Origin of the sequence: Brenneria sp. hezel4-2-4 (assembly GCF_013155275.1) — a bacterium.
GTDB lineage: Bacteria > Pseudomonadota > Gammaproteobacteria > Enterobacterales > Enterobacteriaceae > Brenneria.
In genome coordinates this window covers 56,201-67,774 of sequence record NZ_JABJXS010000006.1, presented here as the reverse complement: position 1 = coordinate 67,774, position 11,574 = coordinate 56,201, and the positions used below count along the sequence as shown (strand labels likewise).

Genomic DNA, 11,574 nt, shown 5'->3' with positions numbered 1-11,574 from the left:
CATGGTGGACTATCAGGGTAAAAAGGTGGTCATTATCGGGTTGGGGCTGACCGGGCTCTCCTGTGTTGATTTCTTTCTCGCGCGCGGCGTGGCGCCGCGCGTGGTGGATACCCGCGTCAGTCCGCCTGGCCTGGATAAATTGCCGGAAAACGTAGAACGCCATCTTGGCGATCTCAACGAAGCCTGGCTGATGGACGCCGATCTGATTGTCGCCAGCCCCGGCATTGCGCTGGCTACGCCTATCCTTTGCGATGCCGCGGAGGCGGGCATTGAGATAGTCGGCGATATCGAACTGTTCTGCCGAGAAGCGCACGCGCCCATCGTGGCGATTACCGGTTCTAATGGTAAAAGCACGGTAACCATGCTGGTTGGCGAGATGGCGCGAGCCGCCGGGTGGTCGGTGGGCGTAGGAGGCAATATCGGCCTGCCGGCGTTGCAGTTGCTCCAGCATGAGTGCCAGCTTTATGTGCTGGAACTGTCGAGCTTTCAATTGGAGACAACCCGCAGTTTACATGCGGCGGCGGCGACCATTCTGAATGTGACCGAAGACCATACCAACCGCTATCCCTTTGGTTTACAGCAGTATCGTGCCGCCAAGTTGCGTATTTATGAACATGCCGATGTGTGCGTGGTTAATGCCGACGATGCGCTGACGATGCCGGTACGCGGCGCGGACGAGCGCTGCGTGAGTTTCGGCGTCGACGTCGGCGATTACCACCTGAACCGCCAGCAGGGTGAAACCTGGCTACGGGTTAAAGGCGAGCGGGTGCTGAACATCCGTGAGATGAAATTGGTGGGGCAGCACAACTACACGAATGCGCTGGCGGCGCTGGCGCTGGCTGATGCCGTCGATATTCCGCGTTCATCCGCGTTGACCGCGCTCACCGCATTTACCGGACTGGCGCATCGTTTCCAATTGGTTTGGGAGCGTAACGGCGTGCGGTGGATTAATGATTCCAAGGCCACCAACGTCGGCAGTACGCAAGCGGCGTTAAGCGGTCTCAACCTGGACGGTATCTTGCATCTGTTACTAGGGGGAGACGGCAAGTCGGCTGATTTTTCGCCGCTGCTGCCTTATTTGCAGGGCGACAATATCCGTCTGTACTGTTTTGGCCGTGATGGCGCGCTGTTGGCGGCTTTGCGTCCGGAGATAGCGGAACAGACAGAGACAATGGAGCAAGCCATGCGGCTGATAGCACGACGCGTCGCGCCCGGCGACATGGTGTTGCTGTCGCCGGCCTGCGCCAGTCTCGATCAGTTCCGCAGTTTTGAACAACGGGGCGATGAGTTCGCCCGTCTGGCGGAGGAACTGGGCTGATGCGGTTCTTCGGGCTGGCATTTATCGAACGGCTAAAAAGCTGGGTCATGGGGACGCGGGAAAGCGATACGCTGAGCGTTGTTCTGTATGACCGTACCCTGGTGTGGTTGACGTTCGGGCTGGCCGTGATTGGTTTTGTGATGGTGACGTCCGCCTCGATGCCGATTGGTCAACGCTTGGCAAGCGATCCTTTCCTGTTTGCCAAACGCGATGCGCTATATTTGGGGCTGGCGTTCTTGCTGTCGATGGTGACGCTGCGCATTCCCATGGAGATTTGGCAGCGTTACAGCCCGGTGCTGCTGCTGGCGTCGATGGTCTTGCTGCTGGTGGTGCTGGCGGTCGGGAGTTCGGTAAATGGCGCGTCCCGCTGGATTTCGCTGGGGCCGTTGCGCATTCAGCCCGCGGAGTTATCCAAGCTGGCGCTGTTCTGTTATCTCTCCAGCTATATGGTTCGTAAGGTAGAAGAAGTGCGTAACAATTTCTGGGGCTTCTGTAAACCGATGGGCGTGATGGTGGTGCTGGCCGTGCTGCTGCTGGCTCAGCCGGACCTGGGAACGGTGGTGGTGCTGTTTATCACCACGCTGGCGATGCTGTTTTTGGCCGGGGCGAAGCTGTGGCAGTTCCTGGCGATTATCGGCTGCGGTATTTTTGCCGTCTGTCTGCTGATTGTTGCTGAACCCTATCGTATGCGGCGCGTTACTTCCTTCTGGAATCCGTGGGAAGATCCGTTCGGCAGCGGCTATCAGCTAACCCAATCTCTGATGGCGTTCGGACGCGGCGAATTGTGGGGGCAAGGTCTGGGAAATTCGGTGCAGAAGCTGGAATATCTGCCGGAAGCGCACACCGACTTCATTTTCTCCATTTTAGGCGAAGAGCTCGGCTATATCGGTGTGGTTTTGGCGCTGTTAATGATATTCTTCGTCGCTTTTCGCGCGATGTCCATCGGGCGTCGGGCGTTGGAGATTAATCAGCGTTTTTCCGGTTTTCTGGCCTGCTCTATCGGCGTCTGGTTTAGTTTCCAGACGCTGGTCAACGTCGGCGCCGCCGCGGGGATGTTGCCGACCAAAGGTCTGACGTTGCCCCTGATCAGTTACGGCGGCTCCAGCTTGATCATTATGTCGACAGCCATCGTTTTACTGTTACGCATTGATTTTGAAACGCGTCTGACGAAAGCGCAGGCGTTTACGAGGAGTGCCCGATGAGTGGCGAAAGCAAGCGTTTGATGGTGATGGCCGGCGGAACGGGCGGACATGTGTTCCCCGGTCTTGCCGTTGCACATCATCTGATGGCGCAGGGCTGGCAGGTGCGCTGGTTGGGCACGGCGGATCGCATGGAGGCGGATTTGGTGCCGCAGCACGGCATCGAGATTGATTTTATCCGTATCTCCGGGCTGCGTGGCAAAGGGGTTCTGGCTCTATTGAGCGCGCCCTGGCGTATTTTTAAGGCGGTTCGCCAGGCTCAGGCCATTATGCGGCGCTATCGGCCCGATGTGGTTCTCGGCATGGGCGGCTATGTTTCCGGCCCCGGCGGGTTAGCCGCCTGGCTGTGCGGCGTTCCGGTGGTGTTGCATGAGCAAAATGGCATTGCGGGGCTGACCAACCGTTGGTTAGCGCATATTGCCAAAAAGGTGCTACAGGCTTTTCCCGGCGCATTCCCTGATGCCGAGGTGGTCGGTAATCCGGTTCGAACGGATGTCCTGGCCTTGCCTGCGCCGGAGGTTCGTCTGGCCGACCGCGCCGGCCCGGTGCGGGTGCTAGTGATTGGCGGCAGTCAAGGGGCGAGAGTGCTTAATCAGACGCTGCCGGGTGTGGCGGCCCGCTTAGGCGACAGCATCACCCTTTGGCATCAGGTGGGTAAGGGCGCGCTGTCCGATGTGCGGCAGGCCTATCGGCAGGTCGGGCAGCCGCAGCATAAGATCGTGGAATTTATTGATGACATGGCCGCCGCCTATGCCTGGGCCGACGTGGTGGTGTGTCGTTCAGGCGCGCTGACGGTCAGTGAAGTGGCGGCGGCAGGGTTGCCCGCGCTGTTTGTGCCTTTTCAGCATAAAGACCGGCAACAGTACTGGAATGCGCTGCCGCTGGAAAAAGCGGGCGCGGCGAAGATTATTGAGCAGCCCCAGTTTAGCGTGGCGTCGGTGAGCGATACGCTGGCGGGCTGGGATCGCCAAACGTTGATGAAAATGGCCCAGCAGGCCCGTCGGGTGGCGATTCCTGATGCGACCGCCCGTGTTGCGGCGGAAGTCAGCGCCGCGGCGGGCAGTCGGACTACTCGCGTGGTTCATGGTTAATTTACGGTATTGCCGGCGATAACATCGGCCGGGGATTAAACAAGGTAGCGATAGAAAAAAGTGAATACTCAACAACTGGCGAAACTGCGTTCATTCGTGCCCGAGATGCATCGCGTCCGGCACATCCATTTTGTCGGCATCGGCGGTGCCGGCATGGGCGGTATCGCCGAAGTGTTGGCTAATGAAGGTTATGAAATCAGCGGTTCCGATCTGGCGCCGAATGCGGTAACCCAACAGTTGACCGAGTTGGGGGCGCAGATTTATTTCCATCATCGGGCGGAAAATGTGCTGGACGCCAGCGTGGTGGTGGTTTCCACCGCTATCGCGGTCGATAATCCGGAGATTGTCGCGGCTCATGAAGCGCGTATTCCGGTGATTCGCCGGGCAGAGATGCTGGCGGAGTTAATGCGTTTTCGCCACGGCATTGCGATCGCCGGAACACACGGTAAAACCACCACGACGGCGATGGTCACCAGCATTTATGCCGAAGCGGGACTGGATCCCACGTTCGTGAACGGTGGCTTGGTGAAAGCGGCGGGAACGCACGCTCGTTTGGGATCGAGCCGTTATCTGATCGCTGAAGCGGACGAAAGCGATGCCTCGTTCCTGCACTTGCAGCCGATGGTCGCCATCGTGACGAACATCGAAGCCGACCATATGGATACGTATCAGGGCGATTTTGAAAACCTGAAGCAAACATTTATCAACTTTTTACATAATTTGCCGTTTTACGGCCGTGCCGTGATGTGTGTGGATGATGAGGTGATTCGTGAGCTGTTGCCCCGGGTCGGGCGTCATATCACGACGTATGGTTTTAGCGACGATGCCGATGTGCGCATCGCCAGCTACCGGCAGGTTGGCGCTCAAGGGCACTTTACGCTGGAGCGTCAGGACAAGTCGATGCTGAATGTCACCTTGAACGCGCCCGGCCGTCACAATGCGCTGAACGCCGCCGCCGCCGTTGCCGTGGCGACGGACGAGGGGATTGACGATGCGTCGATTCTGCGGGCGTTGGAGCAATTTGAAGGCACCGGCAGACGGTTTGATTTTCTGGGTGAATACCCGCTGGAGTTGGTTAACGGACAACACGGCAGCGCCATGCTGGTGGATGATTACGGTCACCATCCGACGGAAGTTGACGCGACCATTAAAGCGGCGCGCGCCGGCTGGCCTGACAAACGGCTGGTGATGGTTTTTCAGCCGCATCGCTATACGCGTACCCGCGACCTCTATGATGACTTCGCTCATGTATTGTCGCAGGTCGACGTTTTACTGATGCTGGACGTCTACGCCGCGGGCGAGTCGCCGATCCCCGGGGCCGACAGCCGTTCGTTGTGCCGCACGATCCGCGGTCGCGGTAAGATTGATCCGATTTTGGTAACCGATGTGGATACCTTGCCGGAACTGCTGTCACAGGCGCTACGCGGCGGCGATCTGATTTTGGTTCAGGGCGCCGGTAATATCGGCAAACTGGCGCGTAAGCTGGCTGATGCCAGACTGCAAGCCACAGATTTGTGAATGAGGAACATCATGACTGAGAAAGTTGCTGTATTGCTTGGTGGCACCTCTGCCGAACGTGAAGTGTCGTTACTTTCAGGCCAGGCGGTGCTGGAAGGTTTAAGAGAAGCGGGAATCAATGCTCATGCCGTCGACACGCGTGAGTTTCCGGTGACGCACTTAAAGGATGAGGGGTTTACCAAAGTCTTTATCGCTTTGCACGGCCGTGGCGGTGAAGATGGCACATTACAGGGTGTTCTGGAGTTTTTACAACTACCTTATACCGGCAGCGGGGTGATGGCCTCCTCGCTGACGATGGATAAATTACGCACCAAGCTGGTGTGGCAGGCATTAAAACTGCCGGTCTCCCCTTATGTGGCGCTGAACCGCCGGCAGTTTGCCGCAGCCAGTCAGGAAGAACTGACGGAGAAACTGGCGCATTTAGGCATGCCGCTGATTGTGAAGCCCAGCCGCGAAGGTTCCAGCGTGGGAATGAGTAAAGTGGATCAGGCCGCAGAGTTGCCGGCTGCGCTGAAAGAGGCGTTCCGCCATGACGACGATGTTCTGGTGGAAAAGTATCTGAGCGGCCCGGAGTACACCGTCGGCATTCTGGGCGATGAGGTGCTGCCGTCGATTCGTATTCAGGCTGCCGGCACCTTTTATGATTACGAAGCGAAATACCTGTCGGATGAAACGCAGTATTTCTGCCCAAGCGGTCTGTCGGCTGAAAAAGAGCAGGAACTGGCGGCGCTGTCGATTGCGGCTTATCGCGCGTTGGATTGCAGCGGCTGGGGCCGTGTGGATTTGATGATGGACGGTGATGGCGCGTTCTATCTGCTTGAGGTCAACACTTCGCCGGGAATGACCAGCCACAGCCTGGTTCCGATGGCGGCGCGGCAACATGGTCTGAGCTTCTCGCAACTGGTGGCCAGAGTGTTGGAACTGGCTGACTGATATGTCGCAGGCAGCGCTCAATACCCGCGAACGAGAGCCGGAAACGAGAGGTTCGCGTCGCAGTAACGGAGGCCGGCTGGCGGGGATGATTTTCCTGCTGATGGTGGTAGGAACGATCGTCTGGGGGAGCTGGATGGTCGTCGGATGGATGAAGGATGCCAGCCGCCTGCCGTTGTCCAGAATGGTGGTGACCGGCGAGCGGCAGTACACGACTCACGACGATATTCGTCAGGCGATTCTGGCGCTGGGGTCGCCGGGAACGTTTATGACGCAGGATGTGAATGTGATCCAACAGCAGATTGAACGTCTGCCGTGGATCAAACAGGCCAGCGTGCGCAAGCAGTGGCCGGATGAATTAAAGATTCATCTGGTTGAATATATTCCGGTAGCGCGTTGGAATGACCTGCTGATGGTCGATGCCGAAGGCAACGCGTTTAGCGTACCGGCTGAACGCGTGGGTAATCGTAAAATGCCGTTATTGTACGGGCCGGAGGGAAGTGAAACCGACGTGCTCGAGGGGTATCGGACGATGAACCAGGTACTGGCGGCAGGTAAATTCAGCTTAAAAACGGTGGCGATGAGTGCGCGTCATTCATGGCAACTGGGGTTGGAAGATGATATTCGGCTCGAACTTGGGCGGGATGAACGGGCGCGGCGTCTGGCGCGTTTTATCGAGCTTTATCCGCTGTTGCAACGTCAGGCGCAGAGCGAGAACAAACGCATCAGCTATGTAGACTTGCGTTATGACACGGGCGCAGCGGTAGGTTGGGGACCGGCATTTATTGATCAGCCAAGCGTTGATCAGCGGCAAGACATTGATCGGCAACAGAACAGTAATCAGGCACAGGCTAAACAACAATGATCAAGTCGACGGACAGAAAACTGGTAGTTGGGCTGGAAATCGGTACGGCAAAAGTGGCTGCGCTGGTAGGGGAGATTCTGCCCGATGGCATGGTCAACATTATTGGCGTGGGCAGTTGCCCGTCGCGCGGTATGGATAAAGGCGGCGTAAACGATCTCGAGTCGGTCGTCAAATGTGTGCAGCGGGCGATTGACCAGGCCGAACTGATGGCGGATTGCCAGATATCGTCTGTATATCTGGCGCTGTCGGGCAAACATATCAGCTGCCAGAATGAAATCGGCATGGTGCCGATTTCAGAAGAAGAAGTCATGCAGGAAGATGTTGAAAGCGTGGTGCATACCGCCAAGTCGGTACGCGTACGCGATGAACATCGCATACTCCATGTGATCCCACAGGAATATGCCATCGATTACCAGGAAGGGATTAAGAATCCGGTCGGATTATCCGGCGTGCGTATGCAGGCTAAGGTTCATCTGATCACCTGCCATAACGATATGGCGAAGAATATCGTCAAAGCGGTGGAGCGTTGCGGCCTGAAGGTGGATCAGCTGATTTTCGCCGGTTTGGCGTCCAGCTATGCCGTGTTGACGGAAGATGAGCGCGAACTGGGCGTTTGCGTGGTGGATATCGGCGGCGGCACGATGGACATCGCGGTGTATACCGGCGGCGCCCTGCGGCACACCAAGGTTATCCCTTATGCGGGTAACGTGGTGACCAGCGATATCGCCTACGCATTCGGCACGCCGCCGACGGACGCCGAAGCGATCAAGGTTCGCCACGGTTGCGCCTTGGGCGCGATCGTCAGTAAAGATGAAAATGTCGAGGTCCCCAGCGTAGGGGGACGTCCGCCGCGCAGTCTGCAACGGCAGACGCTGGCGGAAGTGATTGAACCGCGTTACACCGAACTATTGAATTTGGTGAATGACGAACTTTTACAGTTGCAGGAGCAGTTACGTCAACAAGGCGTTAAACACCATCTGGCGGCGGGTATTGTGCTTACCGGTGGTGCTGCGCAAATAGACGGCCTGGCGGCCTGCGCCCAGCGTGTGTTCCACACGCAGGTGCGTATCGGCCAGCCATTAAATATTACAGGTCTGACGGATTATGCGCAGGAACCCTACTACTCCACGGCGGTCGGGTTACTGCATTACGGCAAAGAGTCTCACCTTGGTGGTGAGCATGAAGTCGAAAAACGCGCCTCGGTGAGCAACTGGTTCAAAAGAATCAATAGTTGGCTGAGGAAAGAATTTTAATTTTATCAAAGAGATCGCTTAGCACAGTTTATGATCTCGCAGTTACAGGCACAAAACGGAGAGAAACTATGTTTGAACCAATGGAATTAACCAACGACGCGGTGATTAAAGTCATCGGCGTCGGCGGCGGCGGCGGCAACGCCGTCGAACATATGGTGCGTGAGCGCATCGAAGGCGTTGAATTCTTCGCAGTGAATACCGATGCTCAGGCATTGCGTAAGACGGCGGTGGGCCAAACGATTCAGATCGGCAGCGGCATCACCAAAGGGTTGGGCGCAGGCGCCAACCCGGAAGTGGGTCGCAATTCAGCGGAAGAAGACCGTGAAGCGCTGCGTACGGCGCTTGAAGGCGCCGACATGGTGTTTATCGCCGCCGGTATGGGCGGCGGCACCGGAACGGGCGCAGCCCCCGTGGTTGCCGAAGTCGCCAAGGATTTGGGCATTCTGACGGTTGCCGTCGTCACCAAGCCTTTTAATTTTGAAGGCAAAAAGCGCATGGCTTTCGCCGAGCAGGGGATCGCCGAGCTGTCTAAACATGTCGACTCGCTGATTACCATCCCGAACGATAAATTGCTGAAAGTCTTGGGGCGCGGTATTTCCCTGCTGGATGCGTTCGGCGCCGCCAATGACGTATTGAAAGGCGCGGTTCAGGGTATCGCCGAACTGATCACCCGTCCCGGTCTGATGAACGTCGACTTTGCGGACGTTCGCACCGTGATGTCTGAAATGGGTTATGCCATGATGGGCTCGGGTGTGGCGCGCGGCGAAGATCGTGCGGAAGAAGCGGCGGAAATGGCGATCTCCAGCCCGCTGCTGGAAGATATCGACCTGTCTGGCGCGCGCGGCGTGTTGGTTAACATCACCGCCGGCTTCGATCTGCGTTTGGATGAGTTCGAAACGGTGGGTAACACTATCCGTGCGTTTGCTTCTGACAATGCGACCGTGGTTATCGGCACGTCGCTTGATCCGGAAATGAATGACGAACTGCGGGTTACCGTGGTTGCCACCGGCATCGGTATGGACAAGCGTCCGGAAATTACCCTGGTGACCAATAAGCAGGCCAGTCAGCCAGTGATGGATCATCGCTATCAGCAGCATGGCATGACGCCGCTGACGCAAGAAAAGCCGGCGGCTAAAGTGGTCAATGACCAGAATCCGCAGACCAATAAAGAGCCTGACTACCTGGATATCCCGGCGTTTCTGCGCAAGCAGGCAGATTAATACTGCCATAGAACGTTGGAATCTCCGCTCTTTGTGCTAAACTGTCCCGCCGAGCCTGGTGTATGCTAGGTCGGTAGGTTCAGTAACATGCGAGATAAAATGATGATCAAACAACGTACATTAAAACGTATTGTTCAGGCGACAGGGGTCGGTTTGCATACCGGCAAGAAAGTCACCCTGACCATGCGTCCTGCACCGGCAAATACCGGGGTCATCTATCGTCGCACTGACTTGAATCCACCGGTTGATTTTCCGGCTGATGCAAAATCCGTGCGTGATACCATGCTCTGTACTTGCCTGGTTAATGAGCATGACGTGCGTATTTCCACGGTGGAACACCTTAACGCTGCGCTTGCAGGGTTGGGTATTGACAATATCGTCATTGAAGTTGACGCACCGGAAATTCCAATTATGGATGGCAGCGCCAGTCCTTTTGTTTACCTGCTGTTGGATGCGGGTATCGAAGAACTGAACAGCGCCAAGAAATTCGTGCGTATCAAACAGCCTGTGCGGGTTGAAGATGGCGACAAATGGGCCGAGCTGACGCCGTTCAACGGTTTTAGTCTGGACTTCACTATCGATTTCAACCACCCGGCTATTGATGCCGGCTCCCAGCGCTATCGTCTGGATTTCTCCGCCGATGCGTTCGTGCGGCAGATTAGCCGCGCGCGTACTTTCGGTTTTATGCGTGATATCGAATACTTGCAGTCTCGCGGGTTGTGCCTGGGCGGCAGTTTCGATTGCGCGATAGTCGTAGATGATTACCGCGTGCTGAATGAAGACGGACTGCGTTTTGAAGATGAGTTTGTGCGCCATAAAATGCTGGATGCCATCGGCGATCTGTTTATGTGCGGTCACAACATCATCGGCGCCTTTACTGCCTTTAAGTCCGGCCATGCCTTGAATAATAAACTGTTGCAGGCTGTGCTGGCTAAGCAGGAAGCGTGGGAATTCGTTACCTTTGAAGACGAAGCCGAAGTGCCATTGGCATTTAAAGCGCCGTCGACGGTATTGGCTTAACGCTTGATGTAGTCATTTTTTATTACGACTGGTTTTACTGGTACTCTCTCCGGCCAGTGAGGCCAGTCGTTCTAATATCTTACGTAATTTCTCCGGGCTGTGACTCGCCAGACTTCTCAATGCTTCCGCGCTTTGTTCGCTTAACTGCCGAAATGGCTGTGTCTCTGCCTTGTCCGGTGTGTCGATAGCGCCTTTTTTCATCATTTCATGCCCTTTTGCGGCGAGCGCCGGATTAATCCTGATGTCGATTGAGGCCAATGATGGTAATATTTGGGCGCGTAATGCAGAGAGCAGCGCCGGCTGTTCATAACGTAACCGCATCAACCAGTTAGCGTTGGCGGTTTCCAGCACCAGCAGCCCTTGTCGATAGTTGGCGACACGGCACCAGGGGTGCAACTGTGCCGGAAGAATTCCGCGTACGGCCCGGTTGAGTTTTAATAAAGCGATAGCGCGTTGCTGCACGTCACGCAGTGGGCCGGTACCCGCGCCTGACGCGCTATCAAACAGGGATTCCAGTGATTGTGGGCGGCTATCACGCATATATCAGGCTCCGACGGACGTTAAACTAGTGATCGGTATTCTAAATCGTTGGCGACAATTTGGCAGACGTTATTTCTGGCCGCATCTCTTATTGGGGATGGTCGCGGCGAGTCTTGGCTTGCCGACCAGTCTGAATGAGTCACAGGAGCTGACTCCGCTAGCTAATTCCGCTTCCAGCGTCAGCCGTCAGAACAGCACATCACTCAGCCTTACCGATTTAGTGGCGTTGAAAGACGCGCATCGTCGCTCGTCTTTTGGCGTGGATTACTGGCATCAGCATGCCATTCGCACCGTCATTCGTCACCTCTCTTTTGCGCTCACGGCGCCGCAGCCGATAACTGCGCGGCAGGTTGACGATTTACCTTCACATTCTTTGGTGTTGCTGGATACGCTGAGTGCGTTATTAACGCGTGAAGCAAAGCTGCCAACCATCATTCGCCAAACAGGGCGAGTCTCTTCTTTTCCCCCAACACATCATCAGACGGGCATCTGGCTGGCCCAGGTTCGCGGTATTCGCGCCGGCCCGCATTTCCCAAGCTGAAAAAAGAATTATCGCCAAACAGCTGTAGGATGCGTCCCCAGTTTTTTTGATGTTGTGCAGCCGCTGGATGAGCGGCATT

Annotated in this window: 10 protein-coding genes and 1 pseudogene; 10 read left to right on the top strand and 1 reads right to left on the bottom strand. The window is 56.3% G+C overall.

Annotation, left to right across the window (positions count from 1 at the left end; translation table 11 throughout):
- Position 1 precedes the first annotated feature (1 nt).
- The 9 genes and pseudogenes from murD (at position 2) to lpxC (ending at position 10,414) form a co-directional block, all read left to right on the top strand.
- Complete coding sequence (murD, locus tag HOY33_RS13400; protein WP_172290721.1) at positions 2-1,318, top strand: UDP-N-acetylmuramoyl-L-alanine--D-glutamate ligase; 1,317 nt, start codon at positions 2-4, stop codon at positions 1,316-1,318.
- Positions 1,318-2,520, top strand: coding sequence for a cell division protein FtsW (gene ftsW / locus HOY33_RS13395; protein WP_172290720.1), 1,203 nt, complete (start codon positions 1,318-1,320; stop codon positions 2,518-2,520). The genes murD and ftsW overlap by 1 nt, the downstream gene beginning before the upstream one ends.
- Complete coding sequence (gene murG, locus HOY33_RS13390; protein ID WP_172290719.1) at positions 2,517-3,608, top strand: undecaprenyldiphospho-muramoylpentapeptide beta-N-acetylglucosaminyltransferase; 1,092 nt, start codon at positions 2,517-2,519, stop codon at positions 3,606-3,608. Before ftsW ends, murG begins: the two co-directional genes overlap by 4 nt.
- A 105-nt stretch (positions 3,609-3,713) precedes the next feature.
- Positions 3,714-5,146, top strand: a pseudogene (gene murC, locus HOY33_RS13385) (UDP-N-acetylmuramate--L-alanine ligase).
- Positions 5,139-6,059, top strand: coding sequence for a D-alanine--D-alanine ligase (locus HOY33_RS13380; RefSeq protein WP_172290717.1), 921 nt, complete (start codon positions 5,139-5,141; stop codon positions 6,057-6,059). The pseudogene murC and the gene HOY33_RS13380 overlap by 8 nt, the downstream one beginning before the upstream one ends.
- Before the next feature lies 1 nt (position 6,060).
- Positions 6,061-6,921, top strand: coding sequence for a cell division protein FtsQ (gene ftsQ / locus HOY33_RS13375; protein ID WP_172290716.1), 861 nt, complete (start codon positions 6,061-6,063; stop codon positions 6,919-6,921).
- Positions 6,918-8,174 carry a cell division protein FtsA gene (gene ftsA / locus HOY33_RS13370; protein WP_172290715.1) on the top strand — a complete coding sequence of 419 codons (1,257 nt, stop codon included), beginning with the start codon at positions 6,918-6,920 and terminating at the stop codon, positions 8,172-8,174. The genes ftsQ and ftsA overlap by 4 nt, the downstream gene beginning before the upstream one ends.
- Before the next feature lie 68 nt (positions 8,175-8,242).
- A complete protein-coding gene (gene ftsZ, locus HOY33_RS13365; RefSeq protein ID WP_172290714.1) occupies positions 8,243-9,394 on the top strand; it encodes a cell division protein FtsZ in 1,152 nt (383 codons plus the stop codon).
- Between the two features lie 102 nt (positions 9,395-9,496).
- Positions 9,497-10,414, top strand: a complete 918-nt coding sequence (gene lpxC, locus HOY33_RS13360) for a UDP-3-O-acyl-N-acetylglucosamine deacetylase (protein WP_172290855.1) — start codon at positions 9,497-9,499, stop codon at positions 10,412-10,414.
- Between the two features lie 12 nt (positions 10,415-10,426).
- Here the strand turns inward: lpxC and HOY33_RS13355 are convergent, their stop codons facing one another.
- Positions 10,427-10,954 (bottom strand): DUF721 domain-containing protein, encoded by a 528-nt coding sequence (locus HOY33_RS13355; RefSeq protein WP_172290713.1) that lies wholly within the window; start codon positions 10,952-10,954, stop codon positions 10,427-10,429.
- Positions 10,955-10,982: 28 nt separating this feature from the next.
- Between HOY33_RS13355 and secM the strand changes: the two genes are divergently transcribed.
- Entirely contained in the window at positions 10,983-11,495 is a 513-nt protein-coding gene (secM, locus tag HOY33_RS13350; RefSeq protein ID WP_172290712.1) for a secA translation cis-regulator SecM, read from the top strand.
- The last annotated feature ends 79 nt before the right edge of the window (positions 11,496-11,574 follow it).

Coding starts and splice junctions, on each gene's coding strand:
- murG (WP_172290719.1), top strand. CDS start 2,517: ATGAGTGGCGAAAGCAAGCGTTTGATGGTGATGGCCGGCGGAACGGGC.
- murD (WP_172290721.1), top strand. CDS start 2: ATGGTGGACTATCAGGGTAAAAAGGTGGTCATTATCGGGTTGGGGCTG.
- ftsW (WP_172290720.1), top strand. CDS start 1,318: ATGCGGTTCTTCGGGCTGGCATTTATCGAACGGCTAAAAAGCTGGGTC.
- HOY33_RS13380 (WP_172290717.1), top strand. CDS start 5,139: ATGACTGAGAAAGTTGCTGTATTGCTTGGTGGCACCTCTGCCGAACGT.
- ftsA (WP_172290715.1), top strand. CDS start 6,918: ATGATCAAGTCGACGGACAGAAAACTGGTAGTTGGGCTGGAAATCGGT.
- ftsQ (WP_172290716.1), top strand. CDS start 6,061: ATGTCGCAGGCAGCGCTCAATACCCGCGAACGAGAGCCGGAAACGAGA.
- HOY33_RS13355 (WP_172290713.1), bottom strand. CDS start 10,954: ATGCGTGATAGCCGCCCACAATCACTGGAATCCCTGTTTGATAGCGCG.
- lpxC (WP_172290855.1), top strand. CDS start 9,497: ATGATCAAACAACGTACATTAAAACGTATTGTTCAGGCGACAGGGGTC.
- ftsZ (WP_172290714.1), top strand. CDS start 8,243: ATGTTTGAACCAATGGAATTAACCAACGACGCGGTGATTAAAGTCATC.